Source organism: Enterocloster bolteae (assembly GCF_002234575.2).
Taxonomy (GTDB): Bacteria; Bacillota; Clostridia; order Lachnospirales; family Lachnospiraceae; genus Enterocloster; species Enterocloster bolteae.
The window spans coordinates 6,371,352-6,387,386 of the sequence record NZ_CP022464.2 but is presented as its reverse complement, the minus strand read 5'-3'; the positions used below and the strand labels follow the sequence as shown (position 1 = coordinate 6,387,386).

Genomic DNA, 16,035 nt, shown 5'->3' with positions numbered 1-16,035 from the left:
ACACTATGAAAGACCTTTGCCAATACGGAAACCGACCGGAGGACGAATGGGAAATCTTGCCCTGGATACCTGACCCGCGCCCGCCCTTCAAAATTTGGGCGAAGCCGGAGCAGATCGCGCCATTCTTTCTCATTCCCCACCACCCCTATGCGATCTCCCTTCTGCTGAAAATCAGTGACGGATTCCGGACAGAGGAATTCCGACGGCTGGGACTGATCGGCAGCAGCGAGGATTGGGAGCGGCTTGTCCGGGGCGTGATCCAGGAGTTCGAGGAAAACAACAGCGGCGTGGATCTGTTTCACTTCGACTCCGACGAAGATGTGTTCTGCGTGTACTCCCAATACATCGATGACCTGATGCTGCTGGCAAAAATGATCCGAGTAGCCTGTGCCGATGAAAAAGCGATGCGGACTTATCTTGGCAAGATCGAGTACATCAAGCTCTTTTGGGAGGGCGCACCGGAGGGTGAACCAGCGGTCATCCTCTATGAAGTGGATACCGAAAATGAGCGGCTGGCCCATCGCTCCATCGACATTTTTGCAGATGGCCGCACCCACAACAACCCTGACCTTTACGACGGTGCCATCGAGATTACGCCGATCCCCACTGTGGAGGAGTTGAACGCCCATGTCTGGGGCGAGGAATTCCACGCCTGCATCATAGAGCAGGCGGAATTTGAGGCCATCTGGGAGAGCCACGCCTATAATGAAGAATTAAAGGGGACGGGAGAAATTGGATGAAACAGACAGATATTTATACCGAAGCTCTGACCTGTCTGCGCTCCATCCTTCTGGCAGACCATCCAGAGTTCCAAAACTGGATTGACTGGCTGGAACGGGATATTGAGGACTGGACCCAGCGGCGGGAGGTCGCCCACCACCTTCGGGCTTATGGCGGCATGGGCTCGTTCAATGACCTGCCCAGTATGCGTGGAAATCACGACTACATTTTCGGCTTTCTCAAGTCCGTGTGCTATGCCTTCGGCCATCTTTATGGCAAACGGGAAGGCATTTCTCCGGAGGCACTGATGGAGGAGTGCCTGCACGATGTAGAGCAGGCAGCCTATCACTCATATAAGGCACTGAACCAAGCCATTGCCCAGCACTTGATGCAGGGCGATTTGCAAGAGAATCTGGATCGGCTGTAGGAGGACAAACGATGGTTCAAGCGTGGCGCAAGGTGGATTTTGGCACTGGAACAGTCACCTTTTTGGATGACACACAAAAAGAAGATATGCTGCAAGTGGAATATCCAAACGGATTTTTGTTGGATATGGGCTGGTATCAGGACAGATACATCATTTCTATCATTCATAATTTTGATTGGACGCATCCAGTCAAGCGGTATGAAACGGCAGACGGAAATCAGCTTCCCGCGCTGTTGACAGAGGCAGTTCGCTTTGTAGAAAAGAAATCGCGGACTGCCGAACGGGAGAAATCAGAGGTGAACATGATGCAGGTAAGAAAATTGGAGGGATACCGTGACAAAATCAAGGCCGCTTATGAAGCAAGTGCCTTCACAAAGGGTACCCGCCCAGAACCGGAGGATGCTGTGAAACGATTTGAAAGCAGGTATACTCCCATCCCAGCAGAGTACCGCTGGCTGCTTTTGAACTTCGGCGGCTGCTATTTGGCGGAGCCGTGGATCTTCACACTGAAAGAGTTGGAAGAAGCCTACCCGATTTTTCAAGAGGCTTATGAGGATTACATGAGCGAATATGACCACGGCCCCACCTTTCCAATCGGAGGCTTGGGTGACGGGAGTATCGTATTTATCGACTTGGAGAGCGGCAGAGTCCGGGGCTATAACCGTGACTATGCCGATCTGGAGGAGATTGCCGAGAATTTTTCCAGCCTGCTCCTGGGCCTTGTGGAACAGGCATTGGAACTGGGAAACCTGTGCAAAGAATTGTGAGGTAAGCGTATGGCAAAGGACATCAGGGAGTGCCTGCTGGAGCAGGTAGGAAAATTTCATCAGTGGCAGGAAATCACTTATCCCGGAAAAACCACCGAGGAGATCGGCGGTGCATGGGAGGTCGATTACCCTGCGTGGAATGATATATTTGATGCCTTTTGCCATGTGTTGACCCAAATGGATGCAGAAACAGCAGACAGCGTCCTACTGGATGAGATGGTCTATCTGATCGCCAGGGACAACGAAGCGGAGGGGTTTATACAGGAGACCACTTCCCATCCCCAATGGTTCGAGCGCCTCTGCCGCAGGGCCGCAGCCTCCAATGAGAGTGAGGCCAAGTGGCAGTTTGCCGCATATCTGTCAGAATGTCCGTGCAGCCAGGAAGTCAAAGACATGATCCTGGACTTCGCAAAGGACCCCAATGAATATGTAAGCCGGCGGGCACTTTTGGCGATGCCCGCTCTGCGTCCTGACTGTGTGGAGCAGTTCGCTCCGCTGTTCTGGGAGCGCAACTGTTACTCTCCTGAACTTCCGGAATACCAGCGGATCGCCGTTCTGGTCTCACTGGACGCCATCCATTCCGACCTGCTTCCACAATACTTGGAACGGGCCAAGCAGGATGGTCGGAGCTATCTGCTGGAACACGCAAAACGAATCGAAGGAGGACTTGCCATGAACGAAAAACTGTCCCGTCCCCAATTCAATCAAATGGATACAACCGAGAAGCAAACGCTGATGGAAAGCTTGGCTGATCGTTATGATATGACCTTTCTCGGTCTACATACCTTTGACCGTTGGGGCCAGAGCTACACCACCGGCATCTTCGAGAAAGATGGCCGGGAGTTCGTCTTTGTCCCCGGCGATACCGTCACCCTGGGCTGGGAGCAGTTTGCCGTGGGACTGAATCAGGAGAGCCGGGAGGAATTGGAGTATCTGTTCCGAGAATGGGAAATGGAGCGGGACCCGGAGGAGATGATTCGGGAAAGCATGGCTCCTGTTCGGCAGGCGGCCATTGGACCCATGCTGGTGGGCCGGGAGCTGGAGGAAATTAACTGGGAGCCAGTCAAAATGGATGATCCCAGACTGACTGTCCACCCTGACTGGCTGAAGGAATTCCGTGATTTTGCCTGGAGTGACAGCAGCAGTCTTACCTTGCATCAGTCGGCCCGCATTGAGCGGACGGAAAAGGGCTTTCAGATCTGTATCTATAACCACACAGACTACGATGCGCTTCTTGCCATGCTGGAAAACAGGGGCTTCTCCCTGCCCACGGCGGACGAGTGGGCCTACCTGTGTGGCGGCGGGTGTCGGACCCTGTTTCCATGGGGAGATGGGTTAGACTACTCCATGCGTCTGCACTGGTTTGAGAACATGGATGAGGATGAGAACCGGCCCTATGACATGGAGGAACCCAACTTCTTCGGCCTGTCCATCGCCTACGATCCCTATATGCGGGAAGTGGTGCAGGCTGATAGGCTTACCACCTGCGGCGGCGATGGCGGATGCAATATCTGCGGAGGGCTGGGTCCATTTCTCGGTTTCCTGCCCTGTTCGCCCCACTGTAAGCCAGAAGTGCAGGAGGACAATGAACTAAACGGAGATTATGACTTTTATCGGCCTATCATTCGGTTGGAGAACTATGATTGACAATAGAAGCTTGATACGAAATAAAGAAAGAGAGGTGCCGACATGGGAGCATGGGGCATAAAAGCATTAGAGCGTGACGAAGGGTTGGATGTACTGGACATCCTCAAAAATGAATATGTACCGGAGCATCTGGTAATGGATCTGGGTGAGATGATCGAACTGATGAAAGAGGAAGGTATGTTGGGAGAAGATCTCTCCGACATCGACTTTCTCTATGATAACACCGCTATGGCTCTGGCGGAGCTGTATTTCCAATGGAAGGATAACAGCAAGCTGGACTACGATCATGAAGAAGCTATATGGGATAAAGTCACCGGTTTCACAGCATCCAAAGAAGCCCTTGCCTTCCTGCTGCGGCAGCTCACCGACATCAAAAACGAGGTGCCGGACGAGGACGGCATCCGTGAGATTGTGGATCTTTGGAAGAACGAGGACAGCGGTGAGATCGCTCCTGCGTGGTTGGAACATTTGGGCTGGCTCATCAAGCGACTGATCTCAGAACAGGAGGTGTGACAGATGTATATCAAAAAATACTGGGGCAACTTTATCGGAGGCTCGGATGACAGTCTGAACCTTGTGGCCTTTTTAGAAGACCAGAAGAAAGAGGAAATCCCCCTCAGCGAAATCTTCACCAAGATTGGGCTGGACAAGCAGAACTGGGGCTTCCGCCAGACTGTGGAGTATCTGGAGTTCACCCACTCCAGTGGTGTGGAAATGGATTTTCACTTTGCTATTGATGTGGTCACCGACCTGGCCGCCATCCTGCTGGAGTGCAGCGTCAGCGGCAGTGTGAACCTCCAAGATCTGGACGAGTACAACACCCCCTCCCGCCGTATCCGCATCACCGCCACGCCGGAGGAACACGACGCAATGAACAAGTCCCTGGCGGATTTCGCCCAGAACCCGCTGGAATACGACCTCAGCGAGATGATGGACGACGAGGAGATCCAGGAGATGGCTCGGGATGTGGAGGCGCTGCGGAAGGATCTGTACGAGGCCGCTGGCCGCAACCGGGACTACCATGTGAAAGCGGAGGATGTGAAATCTCTACTCTCTGACTGGAAGGGTGCCGATGGCTGCATTGCCACCAACCGCATCACGGTAGAGGGCTGCAAGGTTGGCTACTGCTACCGGGAGAAGCCGGACGGCGACTGGGACAGCGGCTGGCGCTTCACCGCCGGTGATGAGAGCGAGGAGTACATGGACGACCCCAACAATGCCGGGATTTACAAGCTGAACACAATCTGCAACGACGATCCCGACATCATCCCTCTGCTGAACACCCCTGCTCCCTGCGCCTTTGAGCGGGATGAGAACGGCGTGTTCCAGCAAATCAAAGACTGGAAACCGGATGAGGACGAGGAGGACCCGGATATGGATATTTTGAAGCAGTGCCAGAAGTGGCATGAGGAGGACAAACACCAGAAAATCGTAGACGCGCTGGAGGCCATCCCTACCGAGGAGCGTACCCCGGAAATGGATATGGAGCTGGCGCGAGCCTACAACAATCTGGCGGACTCCAGCGAACCGGAGGGAAGAAAGCAGCTTCACCGGGCACTGGAATTGATGCAGTGCCACGAGGAGGAACTGGGAGATACTTATTCCTGGAATTTCCGCATGGGGTATGCCTATTATTATCTGGATCAGGAGGGCCGCGCTCTGCGGTATTTTGAAAAAGCTCTGGAACAGCATCCCGGTGATGATCCGAAACTTAACACCCGACAAGACATTGAGGATTTGATCGACTGGTGCACGAAAGGCATTTCTCTGCCCCAGTTCTCGGAGTGCTTCCGAGAGCGGACAGAGAACTGGTGGGAAACCTTTGCCGAGATGGAAGCAGAATTGCGCCAGATGATGGATGAGGACAAAGATCATACCCGCGGCGCAGAACTCGTGGCCCAAATGGAGGACACCCTGAATCTGGTTTTTGATGAAATTTCCTTCGAGCTGGGCTTCAATGGCGAAAAGCATGAGCTGATCCTCACCCCGGAGGGTAATAAGGTCAAGCTGTTTGAGCTGGTCTACTTCCAGAAACACGCCCCAAAGGAGGTGCTGGAGCACTGGAACATCCTTGTGGGCCGTCAGCCCTCCCAGAATATCGGCCTGCGTACCGACGACAGCTGGGACATCTCCGGTGAGGATGTGCAGATCTGGCTGGAGGAACAGGGCGAAAACAGTTTCAACATCTCCGCCTACTGTGAAAAGCTGCTGCCTATGCTCCGGGAGGCGGAAGGCCGAGTCTGGTGGATGCTCACCACCCTCACCGATCAGATACTGGGCGAGATCCCCCACATGAGATACATAGACAGTTTTGATGTGCTGGAGGAACCCAAGGCAGAGCCGTCCTTCCTCCTGTCCCAGCTGCCCGACAAACTGCGGGAGCAGGGCCTGGAGCTCTCCACCGATCCGGAGGCCTATCTGGAGAGCTATCTTGGCTACGAAATGAAACCCAATGAAGACCCCAACGCCGATTGGCGGCTGGATGTAATGGCCGGTTCCACCTGCTGTGTGCCGCTCATCAACGGCTATCTGAATGCCGACAACGACTTTATGGACGATCTCCATGCCGACGGAGCGGTAGCGGGCTTTTTCTGCTATCCCCTGGATACCTTGCGGGAGGAGGAAGGATCGGAAAAGATTTTCGACTTCCGGGACAAGCTGGAGGAATTGTTCACCACCGTGGACGGATCGGAGATGCTCGCCCTCATCGGCGGGGCCACCGGCCTCTACTGTGGCTATGTGGACTTCATCGCCTGGGACATCCGAGAGGCGCTGAACATGGCGAAAGAGTTCTTTGAAGGCACGGATATCCCATGGGCCATCTTCCACACCTTCCGCCGTGAAGCCGGTTCTGTACCTCTAAAGCAACAAGATGATGGGACAGAAACTGAAAATCAGGATGACGAGTTGGATGAAACGCTTACGGGCATGGACTATATTCCTTATACCCAACAGGACGCCGAAGCATTCTTCGCTCAGCTGGAGCAGTGGAACGACGAGGACGAGTACACCCGCTGCATCCAGGCAATCAATGCCATCCCAGAGGACTGGAGGAACTATCGCACCGCCTACGCCCTGGCACGGGCGCTGGAGAACTACGCCATCATCGGGGACCATGATGAGGGTACTTTGAAATTCAAGGGAGACAAAGCCCTCCAGAGGGCCATTGAGGTGCTGGAGTCCGTCCGGGAGGAAGGTCAGGACAAGGCGGAGTGGAATATGCGGATGGCCTACGGCTATCAGTATCTCTATGGTCAGGAGGAAAAGGCCATTCCCTACGCCCAGCGGTGGGCAGAGCTGGACCCGGAGGATGAAAATGCCCCGGCGGTAATTCGGGAGTGTAAGGCGGAGATCCGGAAACGCCAGCGCAGCCGGAAGAAGAAGGCCAAATTCGTGCCCGGTGATACCCCATTTGAGGGTTTCGACCTCACCAACTTCTGGGATGATAATTGGTATGCACTGAAAGAATATGTCAGTGATCCGCCTTCCGATGAGCTGATTGCCAGCGTGGAGGAGGAACTGGGCTACAAGCTGCCCGCCGCCTATATCTGGCTGATGAAGCAGCACAACGGTGGCATTCCGATGAACACCTGCTATCCCTGCGATGAGCCTACCTGTTGGGCAGATGATCATGTGGCCATCACCGGCATTTTCGGAATCGGACGGGAAAAGAACTGCTCCCTCTGTGGAGAGATGGGCAGTCAGTTTATGATCGATGAGTGGGAGTATCCTGCCATCGGCGTGGCCATCTGCGACTGTCCAAGCGCCGGACACGATATGATTTTCCTGGACTACCGGGCTTGCGGTCCCCAGGGAGAGCCTGCGGTAGTCCATGTGGATCAGGAAAATGACTATAAAATCACCCATCTGGCAGATAGCTTTGAGGAATTTATCCGCGGACTGGAGCATGAATCCCTCTATGATCCGGATGAAGATGTAGAGGATCTTAACGAAGATGTTGATGCTGACGAGGAAGAAACCGACCATAAGGGCTCCTTTGCCGGGTCTGTGCTCCTCTCCAAAGTAGAGTGGGACAAGGAGCAGTTGATTCGGGATCTACGGGAAGAATGGGGCATCGTAGATGAGGAGCCGGATGAGGGCGACGAAGACGATGAGAACAGCGATGACGCTGTGGTAATGCGGGTCGGCGGAATGATGCTGATCGTGACACTCTTCCACGGTCACATCCCGGACAATGAAGCTGAGATCAACGCCGAAAACAACTATATGTGGCCAGAGGCCGTAGAAGTGACCAAAGCGCACAAGGCCCATATCATGGTGGCTGTGTTGGGCGAGGAGGAAAAACTGCTGGAACGCGGTAAGCTGTTCACCAAGGCGATGGCAGTGTGCTGCAAGCAGAAATACGCCACCGGTGTCTACACCAGCGGCGTGGTATTTGAGCCTCGTTTCTATGAGGGCCTTGCCGATATGATAAAAGAGGACGAGCTGCCCATCTTCAACTGGGTCTGGTTCGGCCTGTACCGGAGCGAGGGGGGCCTAAACGGCTACACCTACGGCATGGATGTGTTCGGCAAGGAGGAAATGGAAGTGCTGAACACTGACGCCGAGCCGGAGGATCTGCGGGACTTTTTGGCCAGCCTTGCCTCCTATGTGCTGGCGTGTGATGTGACGCTGCAAGACGGCGAAACCATCGGTTTTTCTGCGGATGATAAGCACACCATCACCCGCAGCCCCGGTGTCTCTCTGCCGGAGGAGCAGATGACTCTGAAAATCTCCTATGAGCCCACAGAAGTAGAGCCAGAGACTGACGATGACAGCATAGGAATGGATGATGTTTCCTATCATATTGAGAGCATTGAGGAAAAAGAGCTTCCCATTGACCCCATCAACGCCTACAATCACATGGCGATTTATTTGCGCTGGTGCATGGAGCATGACTTGATGGGCGAAAAATTCCTGGAAGAGCATGGTGATGTGGTAAACCAGGTCAAAGCCGATCCAGGCAGCACAGACCTGCGAACATTCATCCGGGAGGAGTTATTCGGCTGTCTATTTTCGGCTCTGTTCAACCAGAAAGGCCGTGCCTTTGCCCATTATTACTATGGAGAAAATGATGCGCCCTATTATCCTGCCGACATTGATGACTATGCCCTGAAATATTTTGGTCCGTCCCGGTATCACTCCAATGAATTTCAACAGGAGACATATTTATTTATCCCCTTTGATGAGAAATACTATCAGGCCATGGCCAAGGTCATTGAAAAACGCTTTGTCAACTGGCAGGGACAGGACTTTGACGAGGATACGCTGGAGCCTTCCGAGGTGGCGCAGGCCATTATGGAGTATCTGGACTGTGAGTGCACCTATTTCCCGTCTATGGCAGATGATGATCCCATCATGTCAGCATACAGCTACGCCCGGCGGCTGGGCGTGCGGGAGGACTTTATTCCTGTTCTCATCAAGCCGGATGAAACGCTGTTGGAGTGTCTGGTGATGAATGCCGACCCGGAAAACGATGCAGACTGCTATGAATTTAACCCCAAAGCTGTGGAGGAATACCGGAAGAAGATGCTCTCCGCTCCCGTTAAGGACGGAAAGGCGGTTCTGGAGGAATTGACCGGCCAGCGCAAAGAAGAAGCCGAGGAGGATGATATGGACTGGGAGGAGGAAATTATTGGTGAGATAGACGGCGGTATCAACAACGACCGCTTCGCAAGTTATTGGGATTCTGATACCAATATGACCGTTCCGCTAATTCTGGCTAAAATTCCGGTAAAGAACCCCTGGGAGATCTTTGCCTACCTGCCCTTCGGAAACTGGAATGAATGTCCTGATACGCTGGAGCTAATGGCAGTGGCGAAATACTGGTTCGAGCAGTATGACGCGGTGCCTGCCGCCATGAGCCACGATGAGCTGGAGTTTCTGCTCCCGGCTCCTGTCCCCAAGGAGAAGGCCATAGATGTAGCTGTGGAACAATACGGTTTTTGTCCTGATTTGGACCAAAATGCAAGTATTGGCACTTTGGCTGATACTATACACCAATCCACCGTCTGGTATTTCTGGTGGGATTGATGGGAGGTGCGACCAATGACAGAATATCAGAAAACCTATATCGAACTAAAAAAACAGTTTGTTGCGACCAATGAAGGTCCGGACAGTGTCCGCGCTCTATATACCTTCAAGGAAGAACTTGAGCAGAGTGAGGATCAGCAGGCCAAGGAAGTGCTGGTAGATGTGTATGATCTGCTGGACTTCAAGGAGGATGCCTACGAACTGCTCTGCCAAATCGGAAATCGTTCCGATAAAAAGACCCTCAAGCGGCTGGGCGTCTTGAAGGACTATGCGGAAAACTGGGGCAATCATTACGCCCTCCCCAAGCCCAAAACGCCGGAGGAAAAGCAGAAAGAGAAGGAACGGCAGGCCCAGCTGGGCCTGCCCGCCTTCCGGTATCACCCGGACCCGCTGGATACCGGGGCCTTTGAGGAATCCAAAGAAGGTGTTATCTGCGGCTGCTGCGGCAAGACGACCCACATCTACTATACTGGTCCATTCTATTCGGTAGATGAAATTGCGTATCTGTGTCCGGAGTGTATCGCCAGCGGCGAGGCGGCCCGAAAATATGACGGCAGCTTTCAAGACGATTTCTCTGTGGACGATGGTGTAGACGATCCGGAGAAGCTGGACGAACTGATCCACCGCACCCCCGGCTACTCCGGCTGGCAGCAGGAATATTGGCGCGCTCACTGCGGCGACTACTGTGCCTTTTTGGGCTATGTGGGTGCCAGAGAACTGCGGGCACTGGATGTGCTGGAGGAGGTGCTGGGCGATCCCATGTGGAACGAGGAGCAGAAAGATATGATCCGGGAATCCGTCAATGGCGGGCACCTGCAATGCTATCTGTTCCAGTGCCTCCACTGCGGAAAGCACCTGGTCTGGATGGATTTTGATTGAAAAGGAGGCAAACACTATGGGACTTGACATCTACGCCGGGACGCTGACCCGGTACTATTCTCACAACTGGAAAACCGTTGTTCAGCAGTGGGCGGAGGAAAACGGATATTCCTTCAACCGCATCACCCCGGATGGGGAACCCGCCGACGACGAGGAATTGTCCCCGACCAATGTTCAGGCGGCGGTGGAGAACTGGCGGGATCAGATTCTGGCCGCCATTTCTCAGCCGGACCAGCCCCCCTACGCCCCCTGGCCGGAGGATAATGAGAAGCCCTATTACACGGACAAGCCGGATTGGGATGCCTTCGGCGCTATGCTGCTGGTGGCCGCCTGTCGTACATACGAGGAACCGGTGCCTCCCACCGTGGAGAAGGACTGGATCTTCGGGGAGCATCCCCTGATTGCCCGCCTTGCATCGGACGAGGAGCGGGTGTGGTCCCTGTTTCGGGGCGTGACTTGGTGGCTTCCCCTCACCGACAGCTTTCTGTTCCAAGGCCCTCTGCCCACCGATGACACCGTCGCTATCGCCACCTTGGGCGGACTGCGGAAGGAGCTGGAAAAGCTGAACCAGCTGGCATGGCAGGCCGATGAGGATACCATCCTTGGCTGGGCAGACACGGAGGGATACCCGGTAGACGGAACCGTAGACTCAGATGGACAGTATAGCAAGGCAGACATCCCGGAACACACCCAGTATGACACCCAATCCCTTGCCAAGTTCGCCTTCTCCATGTTCTGGCGGGCCATGCGGTTTGCCGAGGAACAGCAGGTGCCCATCCTGCTTGATTATTAAGGAGGATTCGTCAGGAGGTGGAGACCGTGGAACAAAAACGCCCGGCAGATATATTTCAGGAGGCCCTGGACTACTTGTGGAACGGCTTGGGCCTGGAGGAAAAGGGCTGGAAGCGGCTGAAAAAAGGCGACTTCAAAAAGAAAATGAAAAACGGGCTGACCTATCAGATCTGGTTTGACCGGAGGCGCTACAACTACATAGACTACGAAATCGGCCATGGAAATGTGGAGGTGGGCTTCACCTGTATCATAAAGCAGGGAGATGACCGGCTCTACTCTTTCAAAATAGAACCGACAACAGGCGTTTCATTCTTTCGGATGCTGACAGAGGACCTGCGGCTGAACACCGGGCTGCTGGACACCTTTCTGCCCCTGATCAAAGCCCACTACCTTGACTTTATCGACCGCTTTGAGACGGACCCAGCAGAGGCATTACATCCGGTCTGCGCCCCCTTTATCCAGCCAGAGGATTACAGCTGGTGCATCCATGTGGATGAGCAGATGGTGGAACAGTACGGAACGGCGGAGCAGATGGAGGAGTACCGCCGTCAGGCAGAATTGCGCGGAACGCCGGAGTGCAAGGCAAAGAACTGGATGGGTTCGATGTTGTTCCACCTCTCCCACGCCAATGATGTGGATCACGCCTGGGCCTCAAGCCGCACCAAAGAGGAACTGGACCAGGTGGTGGAACCCTTTGTGCAGGCCAAGCGGCAGACAGGACAGTGGACGCAGGAGGATGAGGCGGGCTATCAGCTCTACCAGCAGGAAACAGATCCGAAGAAGCGCACCTTTCGGGTATGGTATCTCATCGCCAACCCCCGCGGCCTGCCGAAAGAGTTTGTCCAGAAAGAGCTGGAGTTTCGGTGGAAACTGTTCCCGGAGAAGAAGGAGGAAGCCAAATGAGCAATCAACTTTTCCAACAAAACCTGGATGACAAAAAAGGCCCACAACCCGGAGGTCCCTATCTCATTCAGATGCTGTTCAAAGAGCCGGTAGAAATGCCGGATAAAGAAAAAATGACTGCCGTAATGGAGAAGCACATCGGATCAACAGAATGCTTCTGTTATGATAAGAAAATGGCCGGCTTTGCCGCACAGGAGCATATTGCAGAGTTCAAGGACGGAAAATGCCCGGTGCAGCTGATGGTGATGAAATGCGACAAGTTCAAGGGCAAAGGCTTTGATGCCTTCCTGATGAGCCAGATGTGGGACTGCCAGGAGGACCGGGAGCGGATCTTCCGGGAGTGCAAATATCAGGTGGTAGCCACCGATATGCTGGCCGCGGCGCTTCCGGCGCTGGAGCGTGCCAACCTGGATGCCGACTTTTTGGAGGCTCTGGCGGAGCTGTACCCCACCTGTGAGGCATTCTATTTCCAGAACTGCGGCAAACTGTTTCTGGCGGAGGATGTGCGTTCTCACCAGATTGAAGGCTCGGATCGGTTCATCCGCTTTGGCGTCAATGTCCGCTTCTTTAACATTGAGGGCACCGAGGATATGCTCATCGACACGGTGGGCATGAGCACCCTGTTCCTGCCCGACCTCCAGTACCACTTCCACGACATGGACCCCAACTGGGTGGTAAACCACGCCTACAATGTGGCATCGTACATATTGGAACATGATAACCCCATTCAGGATGGTGAAACCATAGACGGCGTGGCGGATGGCCGGATGTGTCGGGAGATCCAGTGGAAGTGCCAGTATGAGGACGCCCTGATCCAGCCGCCCAGAGGGGTGCTGGACATCCACATGGGCGAATATGCCGCGGGAGGGCGTTGAATGAACGGCGTTGTGCTCCTGGTGGGCGGAATGCTGCTTGTGGCGGTGATCAAGCTGATCGTAGACCGGAATTGGATGGTTCTGCTTCTCTGTGCGGTTGCCCTGTTCCTGGTCTTTGGGGCTGGACATCATACAAAATAGGCCATTTTAAAAATCGAGGAGGTGAAGTATGCAGAATTCAACAAATATGCGGATACTGGAATTACTCCGGTTTCTCTATGAGCAGACCGATGAAAACCATCCCGCCACAGTATCTGACATCATTGCCCATCTGAATGGAAAAGGAATTCAGGCAGTGCGGCAGACTGTTTACGCGGATACCAATGCACTGATCGATGCAGGAATTGATATTGTGGTGGTCAAGAGTACCCAAAACCAATATTTTATGGGAAGCCGCCTGTTTGAGTATCCAGAACTGAAAATGCTGACAGACGCAGTAGCATCCTCGAAGATCATTTCTGCCAAGAAATCTGAGGAACTAGTACAGAAATTATGCCGTCTGACCAGCACACATCAGGCAGAGCAACTTCAAAAATTTGCTGCTTTATCCAGCCGTGTCAAACCGCATAATGAAAAGGTTTACTATATCATTGATAATATCCAAACAGCGATTGGAAACCATCAGCAAATTCGGTTCCAATACTATGAATACACTCAGGAAAAAAAGAAAATCTTAAAGCATGATGGATATTATTATGTCGTAAATCCTTATGCGCTTGAATGGAAAAATGACCATTACTATTTGATTGGATTTTCTCTGAAGCATCAGAAAATTGCTCACTTCCGTGTAGATCGTCTAACAAGCATAGAAAATCTTGAAACTTGCTTTATGCCGATAGAGGGATTTGATGTAGCCTCCTATACAAATAAAATGGTTGATATGTTTACATCGGAGTCATCGAAGGAAGTAACCCTTCTATGTGAAAACGAATTGATGAGAGTAATCATAGATCATTATGGAGAAGATGCTGCTGTTGATAGGTATGATGATACACACTTCACAGCCAAAATTGAAGTGAACCCCAGTGGAACTTTTTATGGCTGGATATTCAAATTCAAAGGGAAAATAAAAATTCTCTCTCCCAAAGAGTGCATTACGGAAATGCAGCAAATCGCTCAGGAATTTATATAGTGCAAAAGAGGTGTTATTGATTTTTAACACCTCTTTTCAAATGAAATTTTTATCCTTGAAGTGAACAGATGTTCGATATACAATATAAGCAAGATGTTCGCAGTTCGTCGAACAAATGAGAGGTGAATGCTGTGGGCAATATAACTTTTGGATCATTTATAGCCGAGAAACGCAAGGCGCACAAATTCAATTTACGCGATACAGCCAAGCATTTGAATATTGCTTACGGTTATCTGTGTGATATTGAACAAAGCCGCCGTCCTGCACCCAATGGAGATTTTGTGGAACGCATCTCCGCCTTTCTGAATTTGGATAAATCAGAACATGAGTTGCTTTTGGATCTGGCCGCAAAATCACGCAATACAGTATCTGCTGATTTGCCAGACTATATCATGGAAAAAGATATTGTTCGGGCAGCCTTGCGTGTGGCAAAAGAAGTAGACGCTACCGATGAAGAATGGCAGACATTTATGAAAATGCTAAAGGAGCGTAAACGATAGGGGGGAGAGCTTTGTCAATTCCACAAATCCGTACAGAAGCAATCGAAGCGGTAGGGCGAAAAATCCTGATGGAATATGATCCCTCTCTGCTATCCGGTCAACCGTGTCCTGTGCCAATCGAAACCATTATTGAGACAAAGTTTGATCTAATCCTGGAGTTTCATACACTAAGAAAAAACCCCAAGATATTAGGGGAAACAATTTTCGATGACGGTGCCGTTGTTTTATATGACCAGATACAGAGACAGTATCGAGTGATTGCAGTAAGAGCCGGTACAATCTTAATTGATGAACGGCTTTGTGATCCGTCAAAATTAGGGCGGCTCCGTTTTACCTGTGCCCATGAGCTGGCTCATTGGGTACTACATAAGAAGTTGTACTCCGGTACTGGAGATGTTGCTGCTTATAACGGAAATGTTTCTTCCGACGAAAGTCATGGCATAATTGAGCGTCAGGCAGACACTCTGGCCTCTGCTCTGCTAATGCCTTTACCGCAGATTAAAAAATGTTTTTACCGGCTTAGAATAGGACGGACAGATGAACAGCTCATTGCAGAAATGGCAAATATTTTTGAGGTTTCCAAGCAAGCAATGCAGATTCGTCTAAAATCCAGGAACCTGATATAACCAAAGGGAGGAATAGAGGGAGGCACTGCCCTCTCTCACTCTCCTCCTCTATGCTATTTTGCGCCTAATATGTTCGCGATATTGCGAACAAGGAGGGATATTCCATGAGAAAAGAAAGTACAACAATCCAAAAATGTAACAGCAGGCTAACAGCTTTGGGGCTTAACAGCGACGCTGCGTTTCATAGAAGTAAGCTGATTCTAAAGATTTACCGTGATGTAGTCTGGGTTCTGAGTGAACGGGCAGAAGAATTACAAGAAACTGCTTGGATTATGGGAGAACAAGATATAGAGTCTGGCCTCTGCTATCTTGAAAATTTTGCACCAGATATTGAACTGCAAGCCTTTGAAGAAAAAGTGTGCTGCCTTGTTCAAAATCAAATGCTGGTCAATATTATTGACCGCGCACTCCTTCGTCTGAAACGGTATCCAGATCGAGGAGAACTTTACTATGAAATTTTGACTAAGCAATTCATCTATCGGTTCAACAGTACAGAGAAAGAATTGCTGGAAGAACTAAATATAGAGCGCAGTGTCTTTTATGACCGAAAACGAGAAGCCATCTATTTATTTTCTGTTTGCTTGTTTGGATATTCTATTCCAGAAGTCCTGGAGGAGCTGCCCCGACTAAATTCCGACTAAATCCCGACAAATCCCCGACCTAATCCCTACTCCCTTCCGACTTCCGACCTGCTATACTTGGTATAGTGGCAGGAATGTGCTAAATTGGATACT

Annotated in this window: 15 protein-coding genes; all 15 read left to right on the top strand. The window is 51.8% G+C overall.

From position 1 onward, the window contains the following. Positions 1-5 precede the first annotated feature (5 nt). The 15 genes from CGC65_RS32840 to CGC65_RS29610 all read left to right on the top strand — a co-directional run bounded on the left by CGC65_RS32840 (position 6) and on the right by CGC65_RS29610 (position 15,942). Positions 6-740 (top strand): Imm51 family immunity protein, encoded by a 735-nt coding sequence (locus CGC65_RS32840; protein WP_002569131.1) that lies wholly within the window; start codon positions 6-8, stop codon positions 738-740. Next, positions 737-1,147, top strand: a complete 411-nt coding sequence (locus CGC65_RS29665) for a DUF6966 domain-containing protein (protein WP_002569130.1) — start codon at positions 737-739, stop codon at positions 1,145-1,147. The genes CGC65_RS32840 and CGC65_RS29665 overlap by 4 nt, the downstream gene beginning before the upstream one ends. 11 nt (positions 1,148-1,158) lie before the next feature. Further along, a complete protein-coding gene (locus CGC65_RS32345) occupies positions 1,159-1,914 on the top strand; it encodes an SMI1/KNR4 family protein (protein WP_002569129.1) in 756 nt (251 codons plus the stop codon). A gap of 9 nt (positions 1,915-1,923) precedes the next feature. Beyond that, positions 1,924-3,561, top strand: coding sequence for a hypothetical protein (locus tag CGC65_RS32835; RefSeq protein ID WP_002569128.1), 1,638 nt, complete (start codon positions 1,924-1,926; stop codon positions 3,559-3,561). 42 nt (positions 3,562-3,603) lie between these two features. Beyond that, a complete protein-coding gene (locus CGC65_RS31980; protein ID WP_002569127.1) occupies positions 3,604-4,074 on the top strand; it encodes a DUF4259 domain-containing protein in 471 nt (156 codons plus the stop codon). A gap of 3 nt (positions 4,075-4,077) precedes the next feature. Next, positions 4,078-9,594 carry an immunity protein Imm33 domain-containing protein gene (locus CGC65_RS29650; RefSeq protein ID WP_002569126.1) on the top strand — a complete coding sequence of 1,839 codons (5,517 nt, stop codon included), beginning with the start codon at positions 4,078-4,080 and terminating at the stop codon, positions 9,592-9,594. A 15-nt stretch (positions 9,595-9,609) separates the two neighbouring features. After that, the gene (locus CGC65_RS29645) at positions 9,610-10,473 is read left to right on the top strand and encodes a CbrC family protein (RefSeq protein ID WP_002569125.1); all 864 of its coding nucleotides are present in this window, start codon (positions 9,610-9,612) and stop codon (positions 10,471-10,473) included. A gap of 16 nt (positions 10,474-10,489) precedes the next feature. Beyond that, positions 10,490-11,266 carry a hypothetical protein gene (locus CGC65_RS29640; RefSeq protein WP_002569124.1) on the top strand — a complete coding sequence of 259 codons (777 nt, stop codon included), beginning with the start codon at positions 10,490-10,492 and terminating at the stop codon, positions 11,264-11,266. A 26-nt stretch (positions 11,267-11,292) separates the two neighbouring features. Next, positions 11,293-12,168 (top strand): hypothetical protein, encoded by an 876-nt coding sequence (locus tag CGC65_RS29635; RefSeq protein WP_002569123.1) that lies wholly within the window; start codon positions 11,293-11,295, stop codon positions 12,166-12,168. After that, positions 12,165-13,043, top strand: coding sequence for a DUF4261 domain-containing protein (locus CGC65_RS29630; RefSeq protein WP_002569122.1), 879 nt, complete (start codon positions 12,165-12,167; stop codon positions 13,041-13,043). The genes CGC65_RS29635 and CGC65_RS29630 overlap by 4 nt, the downstream gene beginning before the upstream one ends. Continuing rightward, on the top strand, positions 13,044-13,184 hold the full coding sequence (locus tag CGC65_RS31485; protein ID WP_002569121.1) for a hypothetical protein: 141 nt from the start codon (positions 13,044-13,046) through the stop codon (positions 13,182-13,184). A gap of 28 nt (positions 13,185-13,212) precedes the next feature. Beyond that, positions 13,213-14,175: a helix-turn-helix transcriptional regulator gene (locus tag CGC65_RS29625; RefSeq protein WP_002569120.1), complete on the top strand. Its 963-nt coding sequence runs from the start codon at positions 13,213-13,215 to the stop codon at positions 14,173-14,175. Positions 14,176-14,306: 131 nt separating this feature from the next. Further along, entirely contained in the window at positions 14,307-14,675 is a 369-nt protein-coding gene (locus tag CGC65_RS29620; RefSeq protein WP_002569119.1) for a helix-turn-helix domain-containing protein, read from the top strand. 11 nt (positions 14,676-14,686) lie between these two features. After that, complete coding sequence (locus tag CGC65_RS29615) at positions 14,687-15,301, top strand: ImmA/IrrE family metallo-endopeptidase (RefSeq protein ID WP_002569118.1); 615 nt, start codon at positions 14,687-14,689, stop codon at positions 15,299-15,301. A 104-nt stretch (positions 15,302-15,405) separates the two neighbouring features. Next, complete coding sequence (locus CGC65_RS29610) at positions 15,406-15,942, top strand: hypothetical protein (RefSeq protein WP_002569117.1); 537 nt, start codon at positions 15,406-15,408, stop codon at positions 15,940-15,942. Positions 15,943-16,035: the final 93 nt, after the last annotated feature.

Bases quoted from the DNA above. Each gene is read 5' to 3' on its own strand.
- CGC65_RS32345 (WP_002569129.1), top strand. From the start codon at position 1,159: ATGGTTCAAGCGTGGCGCAAGGTGGATTTTGGCACTGGAACAGTCACC.
- CGC65_RS29625 (WP_002569120.1), top strand. From the start codon at position 13,213: ATGCAGAATTCAACAAATATGCGGATACTGGAATTACTCCGGTTTCTC.
- CGC65_RS29645 (WP_002569125.1), top strand. From the start codon at position 9,610: ATGACAGAATATCAGAAAACCTATATCGAACTAAAAAAACAGTTTGTT.
- CGC65_RS31485 (WP_002569121.1), top strand. From the start codon at position 13,044: ATGAACGGCGTTGTGCTCCTGGTGGGCGGAATGCTGCTTGTGGCGGTG.
- CGC65_RS31980 (WP_002569127.1), top strand. From the start codon at position 3,604: ATGGGAGCATGGGGCATAAAAGCATTAGAGCGTGACGAAGGGTTGGAT.
- CGC65_RS32835 (WP_002569128.1), top strand. From the start codon at position 1,924: ATGGCAAAGGACATCAGGGAGTGCCTGCTGGAGCAGGTAGGAAAATTT.
- CGC65_RS29610 (WP_002569117.1), top strand. From the start codon at position 15,406: ATGAGAAAAGAAAGTACAACAATCCAAAAATGTAACAGCAGGCTAACA.
- CGC65_RS29630 (WP_002569122.1), top strand. From the start codon at position 12,165: ATGAGCAATCAACTTTTCCAACAAAACCTGGATGACAAAAAAGGCCCA.
- CGC65_RS29640 (WP_002569124.1), top strand. From the start codon at position 10,490: ATGGGACTTGACATCTACGCCGGGACGCTGACCCGGTACTATTCTCAC.
- CGC65_RS29650 (WP_002569126.1), top strand. From the start codon at position 4,078: ATGTATATCAAAAAATACTGGGGCAACTTTATCGGAGGCTCGGATGAC.
- CGC65_RS32840 (WP_002569131.1), top strand. From the start codon at position 6: ATGAAAGACCTTTGCCAATACGGAAACCGACCGGAGGACGAATGGGAA.
- CGC65_RS29665 (WP_002569130.1), top strand. From the start codon at position 737: ATGAAACAGACAGATATTTATACCGAAGCTCTGACCTGTCTGCGCTCC.